Source organism: Desulforamulus reducens MI-1, assembly GCF_000016165.1.
In the GTDB taxonomy this organism is placed as follows: Bacteria; Bacillota; Desulfotomaculia; order Desulfotomaculales; family Desulfotomaculaceae; genus Desulfotomaculum; species Desulfotomaculum reducens.
Window position 1 is genome coordinate 453,148 of sequence record NC_009253.1, and the last position, 23,282, is coordinate 476,429.

Sequence of the window (23,282 nt, forward strand, 5' to 3'; positions counted from 1 at the left end):
CCAAGGGGGTTGGCAGGCTTTGTTGCTATTTCAAGCCCTATTGGCTGTTAGATTGTTAGAATACTAGGGAGGTATGTTGTTGAGTCTATACCAATTCCATATTTTTAAAACAGTAGCAGATAAAAAAAGCTTCTCCGGAGCGGCACAAGCCCTTTATATTTCCCAACCAGCAGTTAGTATGCATATTAAAGCTTTAGAGGATCATTTTCGAACAAAATTATTTGATCGGAACACCCAGCAGGTAACAATTACCGAAGCAGGACGAATTTTATACAAATATGCTGATAAAATTCTAAATCTAATAGATCAAGCAGAAAATGATATCTCGAGGTTTACCGGGAATATAGAAGGACCATTATCCATAGGGGCAAGTTTTACAGTTGGGGAATATGTAATCCCCAAAATTCTTGGAACTTTTAATAAGGAACATCCACAGGTAAGGGCTTTACTTCAGGTAACAAACACGGAGCAAATCGTTAATCTAGTATTAAAGCAAGAGATAGATTTAGGTTTAATTGAAAATCAGGTAAATAAAACTGAATTGGTTGCGAAACCCTTCCTACAAGATGAACTTATTATTGTAATTCCACCGGATTATCCTTTAAGTGAACACCAGTTTATTTCGATGGAGGACCTGGTGGCATTGCCGTTAGTTATGAGAGAACAGGGATCAGGTACAAGGAAAATAACAGAAGCAAGATTAATTGAGGAGGGTGTAGACTTAAATACCTTAAATATAGTAATGGAATTAGGAAGTACAGAAGCCGTTAAAGAAGCCGTAGAAGCAGGATTTGGAACAACCATTATTTCAAAGTGGGCAGTTCAAAAAGAATTAAAGTTAGGAACTCTAGTTCCAGTAAGATTCAAAGATATTTCATTATTTAGAAAGTTTTATTTGATTTACCATAGAGATAAGTTTCAAACTACAGTGGTGGAAGAGTTTATAACCTTTCTCATATCATTTTGCTCTGGAATTACTTCAATTAAAACGAGTTCATAATTAAGAGTAACTTTAAGTCCAGAGTCACCAACAAGTCGAGCTGGTACGAAAGTACGGCTTAATGATCCAGCGGTTCTGAGTGAAAGGGCCGTCTCTAAAATAATTTTTGAAATGCTCTCGGTGTTTGTTCCAACAAAACACTCGAGAGCTATTTTTTTTGAAAATAGCCTAATCTCTGCCATAGTGACACAAAAATAATTACGAGGTGATATTATCACAAAACAAGTAAAGAATAATTAATTTATATTGACTACTAATAAAGGATTATTTATAATATTTATAAGTTCTCTATAATAGAAACAAGTTCATAATAAGAGAACGAAAATAATAGTTCTCAGTAGAAAATTAATAATAAAAAAGGTTGAGTGAGGTGCGGGCAATGACAAAAAAAATTATTAAAACCCAAAATGCCCCGGGGGCAATTGGACCCTATTCACAGGCGACATTGGTAGGAGATTTTTTGTTTGTATCGGGACAGCTTCCCATTAATCCTGAGAATGGTCAAATGCCGGATGGAGATGTTCAAGCACAAACCCGTCAAAGTATTAAAAACATTAAAGGCATTATTGAAGCAGCTGGTGGAACCTTGCAAAATGTGGTGAAAACTACTGTGTTTTTAAAAGATATGAATGAGTTTGCCTTAATGAATGAAGTATATGCGGAATTTTTCTCAGAAAATCCTCCTGCCAGAGCTGCGGTAGAGGTTGCCAGGTTGCCAAAGGATGCTCGAGTGGAAATTGAAGCTGTTGTATATCTGGGTTAGGCTATTTTACACCGTAAAGCAGGGTGCTGTAAGTTATGCACTTAGAATATTCCAAAAGTCAAGGGAGAGGTTATCATGAACTTAGCAAAATTTACTCGGAGACGTTACACAGAGGGACAAACACCAATTGAGTTTTTACCTAATTTTACAAAGGCTCTAGGGGGACCCAACATCTATATTAAAAGGGATGACCAACTAGGATTAACTTCTGGGGGTAATAAAACCAGAAAGTTGGAATTCTTAGTGGCAGATGCTCTGGCACAGGGGGCTGATACCCTTATTACCTGCGGAGCAGTACAGTCCAACCATTGTCGACTTACCCTCGCGGCAGCTGTGAAGGAAGGTTTGAAATGCAGATTAGTTTTAGAAGAAAGGGTTCCCGGTAGCTATAAGCCAGAAGCCAGCGGAAACAACTTTTTGTTTAATCTGCTGGGTGTAGAAAAAGTTAAGGTTGTATCAGGCGGTTCAGATATGATGAAGGAAATGCAAATTGTTGCCGACGAATTGGCCGCCGAGGGGCGTAAGGCCTATATAATCCCCGGTGGTGGTTCAAACGAAATAGGCAGTTTAGGCTATGTTGCATGTGCACAGGAAATTTCCGCCCAACTTTTTGAAAAAGGTTTAAAGATTGATCATATTGTTACTCCCAGTGGTAGTGCAGGAACTCATACCGGGTTGGTAACAGGATTTTACGGTAACAACTGTAATATTCCGATAACTGGGATTAGCGTTAGCCGTAAAAAACACGAACAAGAAGAATTGGTGTACAGCGTAATTCAAAAAACTGCCGCCCTTTTAGAGATAAAACAAGAAATCCCGAGGGAAGCTGTAAGTGTATACGATGATTATGTTGGCCCTGGTTATTCCTTGCCTACTCCGGAAATGGTTGAAGCGGTACAACTATTGGCCAGAACAGAAGGTATTTTGCTTGACCCTGTATACACTGGTAAAGCAATGTCTGGCTTAATAGGACTTGTTCGTAAGGGCTTTTTCAAGAAAGACCAGAATGTCCTATTCATCCATACTGGTGGTTCTCCTGCGTTATATGCTTATACGTCAACTATCCTGGGCAACGATTAAACAATACGGTTTTGGATGGTTGCTGTAAATTGAAATTTTTAATATAGAAATATGCTCATGATTGGTTCTTATGTGTAGTTTTACGGTGCTCTAAATGGTTCAGTACCTGCAATAATAGCGGCAGTTGGGGCATTATGATATCCCTTATGGAAAAAAGGATATGATAAGCTTTTCAACTGCCGTTAATACTGCAACGAGTTGTTTAGGTATAATAATCCCACCCAGCGTTGATGTTTTATAACGTTTTGTATTTAAAGGCATGAATTAAATGTAATATTATTAAGTAAGCGGGAGGATGTTAACAAGTGCAAGAACAGGGTACATGGACACTTAAAAAAGGACTGGCTGAAATGTTAAAAGGTGGAGTTATTATGGATGTAACAACACCGGAACAAGCTAGAATAGCAGAAAATGCCGGGGCTTGTGCAGTAATGGCTTTAGAGAGAGTTCCTGCAGATATTAGAGCTGCAGGTGGAGTAGCTAGAATGGCAGATCCTACTGTAGTATTACGAATTATGGATGCTGTTACAATTCCTGTAATGGCTAAGGCAAGAATTGGTCATTTTGTGGAAGCACAGATTTTAGAAGGTTTAGGAGTAGATTATATTGACGAAAGTGAAGTTTTAACTCCTGCTGATGAATTATTTCATATTAATAAAAATACATTTAAGGTTCCCTTTGTATGTGGTTGCCGTAACTTAGGAGAAGCATTGCGTCGTATTGGCGAAGGTGCTGCCATGATTAGAACTAAAGGAGAGCCAGGTACTGGAAACGTGGTTGAGGCAGTAAGACATTTTCGCCAAGTAAACAGTGAAATTAAGAAAATAATGAATTTACCTGAAGAAGAGTTAATGACTGTTGCCAAAGAAATAGGTGCACCTTTTGAATTAGTAAAAGTAGTACATCAGACGGGTAAATTACCTGTGGTTAATTTTGCTGCGGGTGGAATTGCAACTCCTGCGGATGCTGCGCTTATGATGCAATTAGGTGTTGATGGCGTATTTGTGGGTTCTGGCATATTTAAGTCTGGAGACCCAATGAAAAGAGCTAAGGCTATTGTAGCTGCTACAACCTATTATAATGATCCCCAGGTTTTGGCTGAAGTGTCTAAGGATTTAGGGGAACCTATGGTAGGTATTGAGATTCACAATATTAAAGCTGAAGAAAGAATGCAAGATAGAGGTTGGTAGAAAAAAGATTAATGTAAATTACAGGGTATTTTTTGGTAGACAAAATTTATCCTAAACCCCTATACACAGAGTTAAGAATAAAACTGTGTATAGGGGTTTTTTAGGTCCCAAGCTGTTGTGTTATGCTAATACACTTGAGATTTCATTGGCTTTGCTTTTCAATAGTTCAACCCAATTATTAACCTTATCTGGAGTGAAGCGTGCTTTTGGTCCTGTAATACATAAACACGACCATACATCTTTACTGCTATTTATTATGGGTACTGCAATTCCAAAGGATTCCAAAAATCTCTCTTCATCGCTAATGGCATAACCTTGCTCGCGAATCTTTTGGTATTCTTGTAAAATTGCATCAGGTTTAACTATTGTGTTAGGCGTATGCTTTTTAAATGTATTTGATTTTAATAGTTCTTTTACCCTTTCAGTATCGTGGTACGCTGCTAATACTTTTCCTACAGCACTAGCATTCATGGGAAATTGAGTACCAATATCCTCAAAATAGCGAACAGGCAGTGGAGAATCAATTTTATAGGCGAGAAAAGCATTATCCCCTTCTCTAATGCCTATTGAAACCGTTTCATGTGTAACTTCTGCTACTTGCATGATAATGGGTTTTGCAATTTCCCAAATACCTACTCGGTTATTATAAACATTTCCAAGTCTATACATAGTGGGGCCAATTGAGTACTTTTTGGTTTCTGGGTTTTGAAGAATGAAACCTTGTTTCATCATAATACCTAATGTTTTGTGTACACCACTTTTTACAGTATTCATTTCATTGGCAAGTGCAGTCAGATTCATTTCATAGGGTTCCTCACCTAATCTATTTAAAATCCAAAGAACTTTTTCTATGCTATTCATTATAATAGGAAGCCTCCAAGATAGATTACTTTAACAGATATTTTAATATTCGACCCGTTATTATTATAACTAATGTAAGCTAAATGTTAACATAATGTTATTACTTCTTCTACCTTTTACAAACCTAAACTTCACAATGATTATTATATTCTTTTAAACCTACTGAGGTTAATTGATGATATAAACTTATCTTCTAAATAATAATAAAGTTATATTATTATAACAAATATTGCCCCAAGGTGACAGAGAAAAATACCACTTGTGCAAGAAGTTAAACGAAGTGGTAGCTAAAATTCCGTCCGCGAGGCTGGATGTTCAAAACAAATCGAGTAAATCAAGGATGAGTCATAGACTGTGGGTGTTGTTTATGTTTATGTAATTTTATTGAATTCCTTGTTTAAGTCATATTAAAGAAGTTCCGCAACAGTTCTAAACCTTTCTCAGTCATAATGGATTCTGGGTGAAATTGAATCCCTTCCACCGGATAAATTTTGTGTCGGATACCCATAATCGCACCTTCCGATGTCTCAGCACTGATAGTTAAGCACTCGGGTAGAGTCCTGCTTCATGAGCACACGGTCAACAATTTCGCCCTTGGCTAAAAGTTCTTTGCGAAAAACCCCTGGAAGTAAACCGCAGGAAACAGGTGGTGTAGTCTTGATGCCGTCAATTTCTAATACAACGTTGCCAATGGTAAACTCAGTTAACTCATTGGCTTCGTTCCAAAGAAGAACGTCAAAGGCCTGGAGCTTGGTTTTCTTGTGCTTCTCATAGAGACCCCGGTATGTAACCTATGTAATTAGATTGCAACCTTTATTTTTACTAACTCAGCTCAGATGACAAGATTTTTATACACAGTATTAGAATGCCCAATAAAAAACTATTTGGAGTCTAATGTCATTGAAATAATTAAACAAAGTAAAACGTTTATCTGTACAGTTTAAGGGTGATGCTATATACTGGAAAAGAGAGGTGGTAAAATTGGGGAGTTGACGTTGTATAGAATTGGGCAATTTGCAAAACTGGCCGGTGTAAGCAGGAGAACGGTGGATTATTATACCAAACTGGGACTTTTAGAGCCGGTACGTTCAGAAAGTAATTATCGTTACTATAATCAGGATGCACTTATTCGTTTAAAACTTATTGAGATGCTAAAATCCCAAAGGCTTACCCTAGAAGAAATCAAAGGTCAAATAGAGTACATAAGTAATGTAATGAATTCTGATAAAAAGAAATATTCTCAGAGAGCTATTGACATTCAATACTTAAAGGACCAGTTTAAAGTACTGGAAACTCAATTGGGTCAACTACAGCCTATGGTTACTAATATGGAAGCTGGTCAGGCGGCTGCTATGACTAAACAGGTGTTGATACAAAGCATGACAATTATACAATCTTTACTTTTATACATCAATGAAGCAGCACTTTTTTTATAGGAACTTTCTCAAAAAGGAGTGTTCATTGCCTTATGTTTAAAAAGTTAATGGCTAGCTTTGGGGTAGGAGCGGCTAAGGTTAACTTGTTGTTGGAAAAAGGAAGCTATCGTGTCGGGGAAACTGTTAATGGTAAGGTGATTGTAGAGGGAGGTAACGTAGATCAGGATATCCAAAGTTTGGATGTGGATGTTCTGATGAGAGTTATTATCAAGGGCAAGGAAATCAAACGGGTTTTAGATACCTTTCAAGTTGCACAAGAATTTCACGTGCGGGCCAAAGAAACTAAGGAAATTGCCTTTGAGTATCCAATACCTATACATTACCCAATTTCCAAGGGTTCACTTTCCTACTCTCTCATAACTAGGATGGATATCTCCCAGGCTGTAGATACCGATGATAGCGACCCCTTGGTGGTGTTGCCTACTCGAGATATGCAACTGGTTTTTGATGCATTTAAGAACTTAGGTTTTAAGGATAAAATTGGTTCCGGTAAAATAGAACAGTATGGACAGCAGTTCGAATTTATTCCAGGTTCTCTGTTTAATGAGCAGTTAAAGGAATTGGAATTAAAATTCTATTCCGATCCCCATGGAGTAAAACTTTTAATGGAAATAGAAATGAATGGGGGCTATATGAGGAATGGCATAGAGCACCATACAGAACTTACCCTCCCTGCTGATTTACTAAGCAGTGGTTCAGTGCAGCAATTGGCTGACCATATTAAAGTTTTTTTGGAAAACGAATTGACTGTAATTTCTGTACAGGGGCCGCGCATGGCACCCAGTTATCATAATTACCAGCAAACTACCCAGCATGGTTCAGGCATTGGGGGGTTTATGGGTGGCATGGTTACCGGTATGTTAGGTGGTGTTCTTCTGGGAAGCCTTTTTGATGGCGGAGAAGAGGAGGATTCCAGTGGTATGATTGCTGGTGACGATGAAAATGGCTTTGACTTTGGTTTAGGTGATTTTATGGATTTTGGTGATGATGAGTTTTAGCTTGTTTTAGGGGGAGTTGATAAAGAATGAATACCATGAAAGTATGGCTGTTAATGGGTGGTCTTTCTATTTTGTTAGTGTTAATGGGAAGTGCTGTTGGCGGCCAAACCGGAGCAGTTGTATTTTTTCTAATAGCAATGGCTATGAACTTCTTTGGTTACTTTTACAGTGATACAATGGCTATTAAGATGACAGGTTCCTATCCTGTTTCAGAAGCAGAAGCACCTGAACTTTACGCAATAATAAGAAGACTGTCCCAGAGGGCGGGGTTGCCCATGCCTAAAGTTTATATCCAACCATCTGACCAACCAAATGCCTTTGCCACTGGACGCAACCCTTCCCATTCAGCAGTGGCAGTCACCGAGGGAATACTTCGAATATTGAACCCTTCTGAACTAGAAGGGGTTTTAGCACACGAACTAGCCCATATCAAGAATAGAGATATCTTAGTTGGAACTATTGCTGCAGCTTTGGCAGGTGCTATTAGTATGATGGCCAATGCGCTGCAATGGGGAGCTATCTTTGGCATGGGAAGAAGCGATGATGAAGAGGGCGGCAGTATGGCTGGGGGGCTAATTATGGCCTTTATTGCTCCTATAGCAGCCATGGTTATTCAAATGGCCATCTCTCGTTCCCGGGAATATATGGCAGATGCCACAGGTGCCAAGATAGCCGGCTCTCCGGACGGGTTATCCAATGCATTGTTAAAGCTGGAATCTGCGGCTCACCGTATACCGATGGGTGTAAGCCCAGCTACTTCTCACTTGTTCATTGTTAACCCATTATCGGGCGAGTCTTTGGCCAGACTTTTCAGTACTCACCCGCCCATTCAGGATAGGGTGAATAGATTGCATGGTATGAGATAACATTATTATAATAAAAATTATGTTAAAAAAACGGTGCGTGTTCGCACCGTTTTTTACCGTTTAAATATACATAATGTATTTCATCATTAACCAAAAGTGACTGAAACTACCAGCCATCACAAAGAGGTGAAACACCTCATGAAAACCAAACCAACCAGGCACTAGGTTAGGTGGCCATTTAGTACCATAAAAGACTGCTCCCACCGTATAAAAAGCTCCTCCTAATACCATCCAAACAATACCCCCGGTAGTAACTGTTTGTATTAAAGGCCAAAATGCAATAACAATTAACCAGCCCATAACAACATAGATCAGTGTGGAAAACCAGCGCGGTGCTTCCATCCAAAGGAGTTTTATAATAATCCCAACGATGGCCAGTGCCCAAACTCCCACCAGCAGAGAGTATCCCCACCCACCGCGTAGAGGAATGAGGCAAACAGGAGTATAGGTACCAGCGATTAGTACGAATATCATCATATGATCGATACGACGTAAAAGGAGTATTCCCTTGGGGGAAAGGGGCAATAAATGATACAAGGCACTGGCAGTGTAAAGCAATATAAGACTGGCTCCGAAAATTGAAAAGGAGACAATATGTAAGGGTTTACCATAAACAACAGCATTATAGACCAATAATATTAAACCAACTACCGATAAAAAGGCACCGGTCAAATGGCTCAAGCCGCTAAAGGGGTCTCTAATTTTAGCCATCTTAATTCACCTCGAGACTAGTATTTATAAAAAACTATTAGAGGATGATTTATCCAATCTTTATCATTTTCCTTCTAACATTTATTATACACTAGTAAAAAAATTTTGATTGTTGTACAATTAGTCTTTGTATATACGTAATAATAAGGTACAAGAATCAGGGGAACTAGCAATGTTGCCTGCCATAATTATGTGGCCCAGAGTAATACTCTTTTTGGCTTTTTCCAGTAGGGAATACATGAATAAACTTAAAAGAGGCTTTAGCCGGTTGGCTGAAGCCTCTTTTAATAAGGAGGTGAACCTTATGATACTGGCAGTTTATCTATTAACCCAGCATTTTAACCAGGTCGGCGTTGGCATCTCCGGAGATCAGTTGCAGGTTGAAGGTCTTCTGCAGAACTTCTACAACTCCAGGTGTCAAGAATTCAGGTGCCTTAGGTCCGATATACATGTTCTTAACACCAAGGCTAAACAGGCCTAACAGAATGGCTACTGCCTTTTGCTCGAACCAGGACAATACAATGCTTAAGGGTAGATCATTGACGCCGCAATTGAAAGCTTCGGCTAGAGCCAGAGCGATCTTTACCGCAGAACCGGAGTTGTTGCACTGACCCAGGTCGAGGAAACGGGGGATACCAGTGCCTTCAATGGTGCCAAAGTCGATATCATTGAATCTGAACTTACCGCAGGAAGTGGTCAGAAGGACACAATCCTTTGGAATAGCCAAAGCCAGTTCTCTGAAGTAATCTCTGCCCTTGGTGGGAGAGTCGCAACCAGCAATTACAAAGAAACGCTTGATCTTACCAGCCTTCACAGCTTCCACAATTTGGGGAGCCAGGGGCAGTACATTTAGATGGTGGAAACCAGTGGTCATGGTTTTTGCTTCTGCGGTCAGATCTTGGGCAGGAGCACCGGGTAAGGAAAGAGCCTTTTCAATTACCGGGGTAAAATCCATGCCTTCAATTTTCTTAACGCCTTCTAAACCGGTAACACCGAAGGAAAACATGCGGTCACCATAGGTGGCATCTTTCCGAATGGGCATTACACAGTTGGTGGTGGCCAGGATTGCACCGGGGAAAGCTTCGAAGAGCTTCCTTTGATCGTACCAGGCTTTACCCACATTGCCTTTTAAATGACTGAACTTCTTTAATTCAGGGTAGCCGTGGGCAGGCAGCATTTCAGAGTGGGTGTAGATGTTAATACCTTTACCTTCGGATTGTTGTAACAATTCTTTTAGAGCTAGTAAATCGTGACCGGTCACCAGGATGCACTTACCTTCAACTTTATCGGAAGTGACGGTAACAGGGGTGGGAACACCCAGATTATCCAGGTGAGCCTTGTCCAGCAGGTCCATGACCTTAACAGTGGCAGTACCCACTTTCAGAGCCATATTGATGGTTTCTTCCAGATTAAAGTTAACGTTGGTTAGGGTAGAGTAGAGAGCTTCTTGGGTAATTGCATCCACTTCAGCATCGGTGTAACCCAGTTCCTTAGCATGGGTAGCGTATGCAGCTACGCCCTTAAGTGCAAAAATAATGGTATCTTGTAAGCTGGCAATATTTTCGTCCTTGCCACAGACCCCGATTTTTGTACAGCCGCCTTTGGGAGTTTGTTCACACTGGTAGCAAAACATAGTTAAATTCCTCCTTATATTTATCGGCCTTGGCCGTGTTTTGTTTTCTGATGTAATCATATCGGAAACCAAAGGAGGAAGATGTGACCAGTATCACACTTTTACAAAAAATATAGAAAGTTAGAAAAAATCGGCACCGTTAAGGAGGGGAATAATTTTTTCGAAAAAAGATATTTCTTGACATCATTAACGTTCCTATCTAATATTATCTTAATACTATATGCAACATACATATATAGGGACATGAGCTACCTAGTTAAAAAAAACATTGCAAAGTATGGGGTGATTATATGCATTTTCCTGTATCAGGCGTTGATGTCCTTCCTTTTATTCCTCCGCTGGTTGCCTTTCTGGTTTCATCCCTAACCGCATCGGCCGGAGTTTCAGGTGCATTCCTACTACTGCCCTTTCAAATGAGCGTGCTACACTATACCAGCCCCTCCGTAAGTCCAACAAACTTAATTTATAACATAATTGCCATCCCGGGTGGTTTGTATAGGTATATAAAAGAAGGCCGTATGGCCTGGCCCCTGACATGGGCTGTTGTGGTAGGAACCCTGCCCGGGGTTTTTTTTGGTGCCTGGGTAAGGATTAAGTACTTACCGGACCCCGGATCATTTAAATTATTTGTTGGCTTTGTTTTGATGTACTTGGGTTACCGCCTACTGTCAGAAGTTATGGGGTGGAATAAGAAGGTAAAAGAACAGAACAAATTTATGCAAAAGAAATTTTCTGAACAGATAGCAAAATTAAAAGAAGAAAACAATCATCGTATGGCTGCAGGACTTCCACCGGAGGCAGTGGTAAAAACCAAGAAGGTATCTTTAAAGAAGATTGAATATGACTTTTGGGGAGAAACCTATTCCTTTGGTACAATGTCAATTTTAGGTTTAGCCTTGGTAGTGGGACTCATCGGTGGGATCTATGGCATCGGTGGCGGAGCAATTATTTCTCCTTTCTGTGTCGCTGTTTTAGGTTTGCCTGTTTATACCGTTGCCGGTGCAGCCCTAGCGGGAACTTTTATTACCTCCATTGCAGGGGTTGTTTATTATCATATTCTGGCCACCACACATCTTGCCAGCAACGCTGTGGTAACACCTGACTGGTTATTGGGTGCACTGTTCGGAGTTGGAGGTCTTTTGGGAACCTACGTTGGTGCACGTATTCAAAAGTTTCTGCCGGATAGATTCATCAAAGGTATTTTATGTCTTTTAGTTCTTTTCCTAGCTTTTAATTACATTATCCAGTATTTCTGGAAATAAAATAAGCATGGTATTTACTGACTTGATGACAGATAATATAATTGGGGTAAAAATTCTAAGGTTAAGGCTTTGGGGGAGAGAAAATGATTAGAGCCCTTGTCAAGCTTGGCTGCTTACTTGTCATACCAGCCTTAATAGGGTTGGGAAGCCTATATGCTTTGCTTTACAAACTTCTCACTCTAGTGAATCCAGGATCCTTTCATGGTTTGGCCCCCGATAGCCATAACTTAGATTTCCTGTATTATAGTTTAAATAATATTACTACCACCGGCTATGGGGACATTTATCCCCTAACGAAAACGGCGAAATTTCTATCTTTAACTGAAATAATTCTGGGTCTAACATTAGTGTTAGGGGCAGTAATTTTTGAGTATTTCCGCCAAAGAGGATTGGATAAGAGGTTGTAGCACAGGCCATAGGGTTCCTTTTCTTTCTGAAAAGGAATCTTTTTCTTACTATTAAATTGTTATTGAAAAACTCCACAAAGTACTTCATAATAAATCTGTTTGGGCAAATTGCCATAGGAGGTGTACACAGAGATGAATCAATATGATGTAATTGTGATCGGAGCCGGTCCAGCAGGTATTTTTACTTGCTACGAATTAGCATATAAAGCTCCCCATTTGAAAGTGTTGTTAGTGGATAAAGGGAAGGACATTTACAAGAGGGTGTGTCCAATATTGCAAAAGAAAATTGTTAAATGTCCACCGCCCACTGAGAAGAAAGAATATGCAGGGTGTAGACCTGCCTGCTCTATTACCAATGGTTTTGGGGGTGCCGGGGCTTATTCCGACGGAAAGTTTAATATTACCACTGAGTTTGGTGGGTGGATGACTGACTATTTAGCACCTTCTGAGGTACTGGAATTAATTCATTACGTTGATAGTATCAACCTAAGGCATGGCGCTAAATCGGCCCCCACTGATCCCAATACCCCGGCTGTAAAGGATATTGAAAAGCGGGGCTTGGGTGCTGGTTTAAAGTTGCTGCGGGCTCAGGTACGCCACTTGGGAACCGAGCAGAACCTGGAAATCTTAAAAAATATTTTTGAATATCTGAAAGATCACATTGATATGAAGTATGAAACCGAAGTAGTGGATCTAATCAACGTACAGGAGGATGACAAGGCATCTGTAAAGGGGATTATTACAAAGGATAATGAAGAATTCTATGCCAATAAGATTGTGGTAGTTCCTGGGCGGGATGGTTCTGAGTGGTTGTCCACGGTATGTAAAAAGATGGGTCTGGAAATGATCAGTAACCAGGTAGACGTGGGTGTTCGAGTTGAAACCCTGAACGCCATCATGGAAGAAATTAATGAACACCTGTATGAAGGCAAATTCATTTACCGGACCTCCGTTGGTACCACGGTAAGAACTTTTTGTAGTAATCCTGCAGGTTATGTAGTTATTGAGAACCATAGTGGTGTTATGCTGGCCAATGGACATGCCTATAAGGATAAGAATCTGGGAAGTAACAACACAAACTTTGCCCTGTTGGTTTCCCATAAATTCTCATATCCTTTTAATAAACCCATTGAATATGCCAAATCTATCTCCAGATTGGCTAATGATTTATCCAACGGCAGTGTGCTGGTTCAGCGATATGGTGACCTCAAGAAGGGTTGCAGGTCTACGGATAAACGCATCAAAGTGGGATTTGTTGAGCCCACCTTAAAAGAAGCTGAGCCTGGAGATCTAAGTCTGGTTTTGCCTTACAATACCATGAAAAGCATCATGGAAATGATTGAGGCATTGGATAAAGTGACACCGGGTATTGCATCTGAGCACACACTGCTTTATGGGGTTGAAGCAAAGTTTTACTCCGCCCGCCCTATACTAACTCCGAACTTTGAAACCCAGATTGCAGGACTGTATGCCGGTGGTGATGGTGCAGGCATTACCCGTGGCTTGGCCCAGGCCGCTGCCTGTGGGGTGTCCATTGCCAGAGATATTATTCAGAAACTAAACTAGTAAAACAACTTAGGGTACTTATTCAATGTAAGTACCTTTTTTATTTTTTAATCTATTTAAAACTGGGAAAGACTAACTAATAATATACTGGAGGGAACAAAAAGCTTGAGTAAGGATATTCATACAGAGGCCATTGGTTCCTGGTCCAATCAAAGTGAACTAGAAAAAACCATTTCTGCAGGGCTTAATGGGCCACCGGAACTAAAGAGGGAAGAAAAAAATAGATATCTAGGACAGTTTAAGGAACGGGTTATTAAAATGTTAACCAAAGGACAGGTCTCTGAACCTGCCATCTATCCGGAAATCTTAGATGCCCTGAAGGACCCGAGGGCGTCGAAGCTGATCATCAATGGTGATATACCTGAAGTTTTTACGTTAAAATATCAAAAACTTGCTAGGCAGCAGGGGAAGCATTATTTCTTGGTGCATGACCCCGCATTACAAGGTAAAACAGGTCTTATCGTTGTAAGTAAGGATGCTGTGGAGGTCACAGATATAAGTGTACCGGACCGCACAGAGCGTTTAGAAGAGTTAGGGATACCACAGGACCTGATTCTTTTAGCGGGAAAAAAGGTTTGCCAGAAGTGTTATAACAGGATTGTGCAAGCAGCACCTGAGGAAGCAATTAATTATCAGGTTATATCTTGGTGGGAAGGATTAATGGGTGAGCGATGCCCCGCCAGCAATGCTCACTAAACCCCTTCTTAAAGGGGCTAATATATTATAAAATTTAGACAAGTTAAGCTTTGCATACATACTCATACCATGTAAGATAGAGGTAAAAGGCAAGGGGCTTTATGGAAAGACATGAGTGGCAAAGAGTACTGGAGAGAAACCGCAAATAATAAAATCCCCCGGAAAACCGGGGGATTTGGCTGCCTAGAAATGGCCGGTAAACTGCGCAATTAGGATACCAATACCCAAAATCCAAACATAGACGGAAAATACCTTTAATGAGCCCCGTTGTAGTATGGCCAACATCCACTTAACCGCCACGTAACCAGAAAGGGCTGCTGCAAGGGTACCAGCTAAAAGTGGAACAATCCCTATGGATTCTGCTTGCCCTCCGGCCAGTTTAGCCCCCTGCAGAACCACTGCACCCAGAATGGCCGGGAGGGAGAGCAAGAAGGAAAAACGGGCGGCGGCTTGCTTATTAATCCCTTGGAACAAGGCTCCTGCAATGGTTAGACCAGAACGGGAGATGGCAGGCAGGATAGCAGCACCCTGTAAGGTACCCACCATAAGGGCATCTTTAAAAGAGATTTGATCAATGTCCTTGCTACCTTTTTTCTTCATATTATCTGCAACCCAAAGAATAGCACCGGTTGCTAAAAACTCCCAGCCAACAGTAATTCCTGTTTTGGAAATTTCTTCAAAAAAATCCTCAAAGGAAAGACCGATAATAGCAGTGGGTATGGTGCCGGCAATAATCAGCAGACTTAATCTGCTAAAGGGTCTTTTAATCATATAAACAATATCTTTCCAGAAAACAACTACAACGGCTAACAAAGTACCTAGGTGCAACATGGTATCCAGAAATAAACCGGCCTCTGATAGGCCCATGAGTTTTCTTCCCAATAACAAGTGGCCGGTACTGCTAACGGGCAAAAATTCAGTAAATCCCTGAACTGTACCTAAGATTAGTGCTTTTAATATTTCTTCCATAGGTCACCTCTAAAAAATAATTTTAAACCAACATGCCTATTATAGCAGACAATTACTAAAAGAACTCAGGCAAAAATTCAACTCAGATATATTTTATATGTATTCCCCAAAAATGATTAAAAGCAAAAACCCATGGAGAATTTACTTCCACGGGTTTACCTTAGTATTATACATTAGGTAAGTATTTAACAAGTTAATGGGTTGTGTTTCTTCTTTTTCATCTTTCCATACAATAAGACACCACCCGTAACCACCACCATCACTGTATACTTAAGGAGTGGGGCATTGGTAAAGAAACTGGAAATCATAGGTTCATGCAGCATCATTTTGGCAGCTGTCAGTGCAATAACCCCAGCTCCCAGATAAATGATTACAGGAAAACGGTCAACCCATTTTAATAAAAGAGTGCTACCCCAGACCACGATGGGAACACTGATCAGCAATCCAGAGACCACCAGTAAAAAGCTTCCGTGGGCTGTCCCAGCAATGGCCAATACATTATCCAGGCCCATCACAGCATCTGCAATGATGATAGTCCGGATAGCCTCCCAGCGATTGTCGCAGGCCCTAATTTGATCGTGAGATTTTTCTTCTGTTAGAAGCTTATAGGCAATCCACACCAGCAATAGGCCACCAACCAGCATCAAACCGGGAATTTCTAATAGCCAGACAACGGCCAGGGTTGCCAGTATACGGATCATTATGGCCCCGGCGGTTCCCCAGAGAATGACTTGCCTTTGATGTTCCTTTGGTACATTCCTTGCTGCCATGCCAATCACGATGGCGTTATCACCGGCTAAAACAAGGTCAATCAGTACAATTACCAGTAAAGCGGATAAAAAGTCTGCAGTTAAAAATTCCACCTTGTCATCTCCCCCTAGTTAAATATTGGTTAAAAAAGGAAAAACGATCTTCCCTGAATAGGCAAAGATCGTTTAAATATAAAAAAGACCTTTACCTATAAGTAAAGGTCTTGCTAACAACTGTGCGTTGCCAACAAAGCCGGGGCCTTAACCCGAAATGACGACTTTGTTGTAAAAGCTACTCCCCTTTAAGAGATTGTTTCTAATAAAATAGTATAACAAAGCTTCAGAACTGTCAATAGTAATACCTTGATTTAGAGAAAGGCTTATATTTAGGACTATCCTTTACTGATTATGAAGATTACTTAAAGAAAAGATAGAGAAGCAGCAAAAGAATAGGTTGATGAGTAAGATAAATAAAAAGAGAATGTTGTCCCAATAGGATAAGGGGTTTTGCAAAGGACCAATAAAAAAACCGACTCTTTTTATCAGGATACAATAGCTTACCCAGAGCGATACCATATAAAAATAGGCCCAGGTAGGGAATTAAAGGATAATAATCCACAGAAAAGAAATCCTTTGATATAAAACCCAGAGGGAATAGAAGGTTTGTGGATGGGGTCAGTAGTGCTGTGAAATACTGTAAACCAATGATAATCGTTCCGAAAACCATTAGGATACCTGGACTCCAACGGTGAAATATGGGATACAAAAGTATACTGATGGCTAAAAAATGCAAGATGCCAAAAATAATATTAGAACCTGGAACTGCTATCATTGTGATGATGGTTAATAGTATTGCAATGAAAAGGAGGTTACGGCCCCTTTTCAGGTTACTTTTACTTAACGAGCAACTAACACCGGCCAGGAGAATAAACAAGGTGGCAGAGGCTTTCCCCGTAAGAAAAATAAAACCTTCTTGATAATGGATAGGTAGATTATAAAATTCATGTAAGTCGTACATTAAATGAAAGAAGACCATCAAAAGAATGGCTACACCACGTAAAAAATCCAGTTCCCATAGGCGGTTTACAGTTTTCGACATGAGCATACTTCACTTTCTTAGCAAACTTGACTGTATTAGGCCCTTAGTATGCACCATGCATGAAAGGGCACGAAAGTTTCGGCACAAGTCTTAAGAAATATTGAGCCCCATACTCCTGATAACACTTAATTCCCGATCAATTTGGTAGCCAGTAGTGGTTAAGAAGTTTCCAATAATGACAGCATTGATTCCCGCTGGAAAACCTAGTACTCTTAATTCTCCTAGGGATTCTTTTATACCTCCACCAAATCGAAGAGAAATCGTGGGTAGAATCAATCTAAAGAGACAAATTGTCTTAATAATATCCTGTGAAGACATAATTTGTTGTCCAGCTAGAGGGGTTCCCAAGATAGGATTAAGAACATTAATTGGTACTGAATCTACTCCCAAAGCTTTCAACTCATAGGCCAGTTCCAAGCGTTGTAACATGGTTTCGCCAAGGGAGATAATGCCGCCACTACAAATTTTTAATCCTGCACTTTGGGCAGATTTTATTGTAGCCACACGCTGCTGATAGGTATGAGTGGTACAAATTCTTTTAAAAAAACTTTCTGCACACTCCAAGTTATGGTGGTAGGTAGAAACACCCGCCTTCTTGAGTTGTAAAGCCCTTGATGTATCAAGTAATCCTAAGGAAGCGCACAACTGCAAGGAGGTCTTTTCTCGGAGTACTTGATAAATTTTAATGACCTCATCAAAATCACGATTGCTAAGATTTTTTCCACTGGTGACGAGGGCAAAGCGGTGAATACCCTTTTCCTCAACCCTTTTGGCGGCTTCCAATATCGCAACAGAATTAAGCAAAGGGTAAGTCTGGCAGCCCGTTGCGTAATAAACCGATTGGGCACAGAATTTACAATCCTCCGAGCAACTCCCAGATTTAGCATTTACAATTGAGCATAAATCTATTTTCTTATTGGCAAAATTGGCTGTAACCTGGGCTGCCATTGAAAGTATTTGAAGTATATCGAGGTTTTCAGCTTTGGAGAGGTATGCTGCTTCCTGGAAAGTAATACCCTCTCCGCTGTGAATTTTCTCCTGGATTTCAGAAAACATGGAGGCCCTCCTTTATTGTCAACCAAACTATTGATTACAAGTTAACAATAACAAACTACCCAAGATTTTACAATAGGTAATTTTCTTACAAAGGTTTAAATAAAAAAGGAGCAGTTGTTCACTACTCCTTTTAAGTGTTAAACCCTTGAGGAAAGCGGTTTTTCAAATCGCTGATCCTTTTCCGATGCATTATCAGCAATCACTAGGGGAACGTCCGGTTTAACCAGGAACCAAGCAATAACTCCGGTTAAGCCAATTCCAGCGGTAAAAACTAATGCTGATTGCCAACCCCAGTGGGTAGCAACAATAGCTGTCAGTGTTGGAGCAAGTACCCCACCTAAATTACCACACAGATTCATCCAACCAGATACTGTTCCGGTGAACTTCTGCCCCAGATCGTTACAACTGGCCCAAGAGGCATTGAAGGTAAAGCCCAAAATCCCTAAAGAAAGGGTTAGCCACAAAACGGTTATCATTGGCTTTACTGAAACGGCGGCAAAATAAAGAGCAATACTGGAGATGACTAAACCGAGGGAACCAAAATAAACCCGAACCTTGGCAACAGATACTCCACGGCTAACCAGTCGGTCGCTGATAACCCCGGTGGATAAAGTGGTTATGGCTAGGGCTAACCAGGGGAAAGCAGCCATGATACCCATCTCTTTTAGAGAGAAATGTTGAGCCTCCATGAGATAAATGGGTAACCAAGCAAGATAAACGTACATGATGTAATCCGCCACAAAATACTGAAAACCAATGGCCCAGAATTGCACGGAATTGATAAACTTTCCTAAAGGAGCAAATTCCTTCTTCTCGGATTCCATGCTTGCCTGGGAGGTGCCTTCAATAATCTTATCTAACTCTGCTTTATTTACGAAGGGGTGATTGGCTGGATTGTCCCGAGCCAGTAACCACCAACCTAGGGCAACAAGGAAGCCAACGGCACCAAACAACCAGAAAACGGCTCTCCAGCCAAAAGCGGTCATGATATACACGGTAATGGCCGGAGCAAGTACTGGACCTACAAAGGAACCAGCTAGAATAAAAGAGTTAGCTGTACCCCGTTCCTTCTTATTAAACCACTTGGAGACCAGCACGCTGGCCCCTGGGTAAAGGGGACCTTCTCCAACACCAAAGAGAGCTCGCACAATACCAAAGGTAAGAAAGTTTGAGGCATAGGCTGTCAAAATAGTAAAGCTTGACCACCAACCGATGGCCAGTGCCATTGCCTTCCGGGCACCAAAACGCTCGGCAATCAGTCCACCGGGTACTTGCATCAGTGAATAACCAATAAAGAATAATGTCTGTACTAAACCAAACTGAACCTTATCAAAACCAAAATCCTTCATAATCAATGGTCCAGCAACGGATAAATTAACACGATCCATATATGCAACAAAACCAATTAAAAATAGGGAAAAACCCAAGATCCAGCGCATGTTCGTGGACTTTTGTGACATAAAAAACCCTCATTTCAATGTCTTAAATTTTTAGGCCCACCGGGCAGATGGTATTGCATTTTTCACAGTCTAAGCAGTAAGTACATTCTTCTTGATAGGGGCTCGATTCGCCACTTAAAAACTTTGACAATATGGCTTTTCGCTTACCTGAATAGTGATAACCAAATTTTAGCCCTTTTTTTAAATAGGCAGGACAGTCGACCAGACAACCACCACAATGCAGACATTTTAGAGCGTCAAATTCTCCCTTTTTCGATGCTGCCATACGTCCGTTATCTACTAAGATCACATAGACTTCTTTAGGGCCATGCATACCTTGTACCATACGGAATTCGATGTCGGCGGTTCTGCTGGGACCTGAAATAAAGGAAATATAATTAAGTAAGTCCTTACCTAAACCATATATACTTGAAGTCCGACATACAGTCAGTGCATCTTCCAAAGTGGGGACGATTTTCTCAACACCCGCAATAACGATATGATTATAGGGTAGGTTGGAGGTTAGACGGACATTGCCTTCGGACTCCAACAGAGCAATGGTGCCGGTCTCAGCAATGATAGCGTCTGCGCCCGTGATGCCAAAATCAGTTTGGGAAGATTCTTCCCGTATATCATTCTTTAGTTGCAAAAGGTGCTCTTTGTCCATAACCGATGTATTAATGGAGGCCATTCTGGGATGTACATCGATAGACAAAGGGGCTACCCTTTCTCCTAAATCTGTTTGAACAAGCTTCACATTTTTTTCTTGCAGAAACTGGTGTAAATTAATCTCTGTAAAAATTGGGTCTTTACTTATGAGTGCTTTTTGGTTGGTAGATAAAATTTTAAGAACCTGTTCCCGGGCTTCCGATGGATCTTTAGCCAGGAAAACTTGACATCCCTTAACCTTAAGCATTGTAGTGGCACGACCAACCATTTTGTTAAGCTCTCTAGCCGTTGAAGATTTTAAATTTTGAACTTTCTGTGCTAGGGTGGAATAGTCGGCGAGCAAGGTTTCCCGCTGTGCTTGAATTTGCCCTAATATTTTTTCTGCTTTCGCCGTGGTATTCATTCCTTATTCCTCCTGCCATATGTTTGACTAAGTAGTTGTATTGTATGAAAAACCTGCTGCTTCATATTCTTTTGGGTTATGCCATCCCGAAAATGCAACATGCACCCGGGACAACTGGTGGCCAAAATTGTAGCCCCAGTATTTTCAATTGATGTTAATTTTCCTTCATTAATTCGCCTGGATAGGTCATAGTAGTCGATGCTAAAGGACCCCCCAAAGCCGCAGCAGGCGTCTGCATCCACCATTTCTTCAAACTTTGCCCCGGGTAGGGTTTGAATCAGTTGTCTTGGTTGTTGTGTGATGCCCAGACTCCGAACTAGGTGACAGGGGTCGTGGTAGGTTATTTTCTCAGGTATAGACCCCGGTATTGTTACTAATTCAATATCTTCTATCAAAAATTGGTTAATGTCTTTGACCTTTTGAGCCAGCTTAATAACTTTTTGTAAGAGTTTGGGGTCATCCTTGGCAAATAATTTGGGGTATTCTTCTTTAAAGGCCACAGCACAACTGGGGCAAACAAAGACCAGTGCATCTGTGTCAAATTGGCTATAAATTTCTATGTTCCTTAAAGCCATTTGACGTGAGTAGTTTTTGTCACCACTTACAATACCCGGGATACCGCAGCAGAGGTCTTCCTTGGCCAGTTTTACAGCAACCTTATTTTCTCCCAGGACATGTAAAAGGGCTTCCCCCACAGAGGGTTCTGTATAGTTCACCACACAGCCCGGGAAAAAGGCCACGGTTTTTACAGGGTTTTCAATGGGTTTTGGCTTAGCATTTTCCAAAAAGGACTTTTTCTGCACCGCAGGAAGTAAGCGTTCACCGGGTAACCCTAAGGATGGTAAAGAAAATCTTGTCTTTACACCTATTTTACTTTTCTTTAATAACGTTCCACCGAACGTGGAAGCCACTTTTGTTAATCTTGGTAAGCCCTTGGGCTTGCTAAGTAAAGCTAACATCCTTTCTTTTTTCCAACCCAGTCCCTCCTGCTGCACCTGTTCTTGACGTAAATTTTTAAGCATTTCCGGTGTATTCATTTGGACCGGGCAGGAGTTTTTACACTTTTGGCAGCCAATGCAGAGTGATAAGCCGCTTTCCACGGTCTTTTGAAGATCTCCATGAAAGGCAGTAAATACCAAGCCCCGACCGCCTAAATATTTGTAACCATATTTCTCACCGATCTCAGCATAAATTGGGCAGAAATTTAAGCAGCTTCCGCAATTGATGCAATAGAGGGACTCAGCAAAACCTTTATCGATGGCCTCTTGTCGACCATGTTTTAGAAATAAGATGTGAACTTCTTGGGGGCCTTGGCCATGTATTAATTCATCTAATTCAGGATCACAGCAGGTACTGGTACCGGATATAACAGAAACATAGGTTCCGATATCCTGTCCCACGCCATAAACTGCAGCAGAACGGACAACCTTTAAAGCATCTTCCAAGGTAGGTACTATTTTTTCTACTCCGGCAATTACGATATGGATTTTTGGCATCATGGTTACTGCGCGGATATTTCCCTCATTTTCTGTTACAAAAACACTTCCTGTATCGGCTGCTATGGCATTGGCTCCGGAAATGCCAACGTCTGCGTTAATCAAATAGTCCCGTAATCCCTTACGGGCTGCTACCACCAGGGCCTCATGACTGCATTCCAATTGTGTTCCCATTTCCTTTGAGAACACCTCTGTAACCTTTTCAATGGGAATATGTATGGCCGGTGCCAGGGAATGACTTGCTTCACTATGGGCTAGCTGATTAATTCGGTCACCAAGATCTGTTTCAATAACTTGAATGTCCCGTTCTTCTAGGACATGGGTTAAGTTTATTTCTTTTCCGGCATTGGTCTTTGATTTTACCACAACCCCTTGAGGGATGAGGCTTAATAAATGGGCTTGGGCTTGTTCGGTGGTTTCAGCTACGTAGACATGGCAACCCTTTCTTTCCAGGGAGAGCGTTGCCTTAGAAATCATTTCCTCAAGGTTATCAATACAATGCTGTTTAATTTGGCGTAGTTCATTGGAAAGATAGGGATAGTTCTTTACCATTTTCTTCATGGCTGGTCTTATGGCGTCAAAGGCTCTGAAACGACCTTTACGGGAATCGGTATTTTGAAGTCCTAACGCTACTTTATTCTTTTGAATTTTGTCGCTCCGACTTCCCATAGCATGCATGCACCTCCAAATAAATTAATTTTAAAATGTCAAAAAAGTAAACAAAATTAGCAAAGACTATTTTCAAGAATATTCTGCTTTAAAATGGCGTATAGGCTTTGATTTTACACCTTCAGTGTAGGAGGATAAAAATATAAAAACCCCTCGTCCCGTAAGGGACGAGAGGCTTTCCCGCGTTACCACCCTAGTTGATAAGTTAGTAAACTTACCCTCTTTATAGCTGTAACGGGCATACCCGGTTCGAAGTACTTACTA

At 40.8% G+C, this 23,282-nt stretch carries 21 protein-coding genes, 2 pseudogenes and 1 other annotated feature (1 of these 24 running past the window's edge); of the genes and pseudogenes, 11 read left to right on the forward strand and 12 right to left on the reverse strand.

Going from position 1 to position 23,282, the window contains the following annotated elements; genetic code table 11:
• Positions 1-73 precede the first annotated feature (73 nt).
• The 4 genes from DRED_RS02205 (at position 74) to pdxS (ending at position 4,033) form a co-directional block, all read left to right on the forward strand.
• Positions 74-1,000, forward strand: a complete 927-nt coding sequence (locus tag DRED_RS02205) for a selenium metabolism-associated LysR family transcriptional regulator (protein WP_011876797.1) — start codon at positions 74-76, stop codon at positions 998-1,000.
• Positions 1,001-1,379: 379 nt separating this feature from the next.
• Entirely contained in the window at positions 1,380-1,763 is a 384-nt protein-coding gene (locus DRED_RS02210) for a RidA family protein (RefSeq protein WP_011876798.1), read from the forward strand.
• A gap of 75 nt (positions 1,764-1,838) precedes the next feature.
• Entirely contained in the window at positions 1,839-2,843 is a 1,005-nt protein-coding gene (gene cuyA / locus DRED_RS02215; RefSeq protein ID WP_011876799.1) for a D-cysteate sulfo-lyase, read from the forward strand.
• Between the two features lie 305 nt (positions 2,844-3,148).
• Positions 3,149-4,033, forward strand: coding sequence for a pyridoxal 5'-phosphate synthase lyase subunit PdxS (gene pdxS / locus DRED_RS02220; RefSeq protein WP_011876800.1), 885 nt, complete (start codon positions 3,149-3,151; stop codon positions 4,031-4,033).
• A 120-nt stretch (positions 4,034-4,153) separates the two neighbouring features.
• On the opposite strand, the gene DRED_RS02225 is transcribed toward pdxS, so the two are convergent.
• The 3 genes and pseudogenes from DRED_RS02225 to DRED_RS19695 form a co-directional block, all read right to left on the reverse strand.
• Positions 4,154-4,894, reverse strand: coding sequence for an IclR family transcriptional regulator (locus tag DRED_RS02225; protein ID WP_011876801.1), 741 nt, complete (start codon positions 4,892-4,894; stop codon positions 4,154-4,156).
• A 397-nt stretch (positions 4,895-5,291) separates the two neighbouring features.
• Positions 5,292-5,441, reverse strand: a pseudogene (locus tag DRED_RS18110) (glutamine amidotransferase-related protein); the annotation flags it as partial.
• Positions 5,422-5,643 (reverse strand): annotated as a pseudogene (locus DRED_RS19695) (aminotransferase class IV); the annotation flags it as partial. The pseudogenes DRED_RS18110 and DRED_RS19695, both read right to left, overlap by 20 nt.
• Positions 5,644-5,883: 240 nt before the next feature.
• Between DRED_RS19695 and DRED_RS19470 the strand changes: the two are divergent.
• From DRED_RS19470 to DRED_RS02240, 3 genes are read left to right on the forward strand one after another with little or no spacing between them, the layout of a single operon-like run.
• Positions 5,884-6,330, forward strand: coding sequence for a MerR family transcriptional regulator (locus DRED_RS19470; RefSeq protein ID WP_274376902.1), 447 nt, complete (start codon positions 5,884-5,886; stop codon positions 6,328-6,330).
• A 32-nt stretch (positions 6,331-6,362) separates the two neighbouring features.
• A complete protein-coding gene (locus DRED_RS02235) occupies positions 6,363-7,328 on the forward strand; it encodes a sporulation protein (RefSeq protein WP_011876804.1) in 966 nt (321 codons plus the stop codon).
• 26 nt (positions 7,329-7,354) lie between these two features.
• Positions 7,355-8,194, forward strand: coding sequence for a zinc metalloprotease HtpX (locus DRED_RS02240; protein ID WP_011876805.1), 840 nt, complete (start codon positions 7,355-7,357; stop codon positions 8,192-8,194).
• A 60-nt stretch (positions 8,195-8,254) separates the two neighbouring features.
• Here the strand turns inward: DRED_RS02240 and trhA are convergent, their stop codons facing one another.
• Both trhA and hcp read right to left on the reverse strand, forming a co-directional pair.
• Positions 8,255-8,905 carry a PAQR family membrane homeostasis protein TrhA gene (gene trhA / locus DRED_RS02245; RefSeq protein WP_011876806.1) on the reverse strand — a complete coding sequence of 217 codons (651 nt, stop codon included), beginning with the start codon at positions 8,903-8,905 and terminating at the stop codon, positions 8,255-8,257.
• Positions 8,906-9,230: 325 nt separating this feature from the next.
• The gene (gene hcp / locus DRED_RS02250; protein ID WP_011876807.1) at positions 9,231-10,538 is read right to left on the reverse strand and encodes a hydroxylamine reductase; all 1,308 of its coding nucleotides are present in this window, start codon (positions 10,536-10,538) and stop codon (positions 9,231-9,233) included.
• Positions 10,539-10,828: 290 nt separating this feature from the next.
• Here hcp and DRED_RS02255 point away from each other — a divergent pair, with 290 nt between their 5' ends.
• From DRED_RS02255 to DRED_RS02270, 4 genes are all read left to right on the forward strand, one after another.
• Positions 10,829-11,800 carry a sulfite exporter TauE/SafE family protein gene (locus tag DRED_RS02255; RefSeq protein ID WP_011876808.1) on the forward strand — a complete coding sequence of 324 codons (972 nt, stop codon included), beginning with the start codon at positions 10,829-10,831 and terminating at the stop codon, positions 11,798-11,800.
• Positions 11,801-11,883: 83 nt separating this feature from the next.
• Positions 11,884-12,207 carry a potassium channel family protein gene (locus tag DRED_RS02260; RefSeq protein ID WP_041274386.1) on the forward strand — a complete coding sequence of 108 codons (324 nt, stop codon included), beginning with the start codon at positions 11,884-11,886 and terminating at the stop codon, positions 12,205-12,207.
• Between the two features lie 132 nt (positions 12,208-12,339).
• Entirely contained in the window at positions 12,340-13,773 is a 1,434-nt protein-coding gene (locus DRED_RS02265; protein ID WP_011876809.1) for an NAD(P)/FAD-dependent oxidoreductase, read from the forward strand.
• Between the two features lie 105 nt (positions 13,774-13,878).
• Entirely contained in the window at positions 13,879-14,469 is a 591-nt protein-coding gene (locus tag DRED_RS02270) for a YueI family protein (protein WP_011876810.1), read from the forward strand.
• Between the two features lie 183 nt (positions 14,470-14,652).
• On the opposite strand, the gene DRED_RS02275 is transcribed toward DRED_RS02270, so the two are convergent.
• From DRED_RS02275 to DRED_RS02305, 7 genes are all read right to left on the reverse strand, one after another.
• Positions 14,653-15,438 (reverse strand): undecaprenyl-diphosphate phosphatase, encoded by a 786-nt coding sequence (locus DRED_RS02275; RefSeq protein ID WP_011876811.1) that lies wholly within the window; start codon positions 15,436-15,438, stop codon positions 14,653-14,655.
• Between the two features lie 185 nt (positions 15,439-15,623).
• Positions 15,624-16,301, reverse strand: coding sequence for a TerC family protein (locus tag DRED_RS02280; protein WP_011876812.1), 678 nt, complete (start codon positions 16,299-16,301; stop codon positions 15,624-15,626).
• A 301-nt stretch (positions 16,302-16,602) separates the two neighbouring features.
• The gene (locus DRED_RS02285; RefSeq protein ID WP_238442564.1) at positions 16,603-17,286 is read right to left on the reverse strand and encodes a heparan-alpha-glucosaminide N-acetyltransferase; all 684 of its coding nucleotides are present in this window, start codon (positions 17,284-17,286) and stop codon (positions 16,603-16,605) included.
• A 90-nt stretch (positions 17,287-17,376) separates the two neighbouring features.
• A complete protein-coding gene (gene bioB / locus DRED_RS02290) occupies positions 17,377-18,342 on the reverse strand; it encodes a biotin synthase BioB (protein ID WP_011876814.1) in 966 nt (321 codons plus the stop codon).
• Positions 18,343-18,479: 137 nt separating this feature from the next.
• A complete protein-coding gene (locus DRED_RS02295; protein WP_011876815.1) occupies positions 18,480-19,802 on the reverse strand; it encodes an MFS transporter in 1,323 nt (440 codons plus the stop codon).
• 22 nt (positions 19,803-19,824) lie between these two features.
• A complete protein-coding gene (locus tag DRED_RS02300) occupies positions 19,825-20,853 on the reverse strand; it encodes an LUD domain-containing protein (RefSeq protein ID WP_011876816.1) in 1,029 nt (342 codons plus the stop codon).
• Positions 20,850-23,018: an LUD domain-containing protein gene (locus tag DRED_RS02305; protein WP_011876817.1), complete on the reverse strand. Its 2,169-nt coding sequence runs from the start codon at positions 23,016-23,018 to the stop codon at positions 20,850-20,852. The genes DRED_RS02300 and DRED_RS02305 overlap by 4 nt, the downstream gene beginning before the upstream one ends.
• Before the next feature lie 160 nt (positions 23,019-23,178).
• Positions 23,179-23,282, reverse strand: a binding site (T-box leader) (it continues 112 nt past the right edge of the window).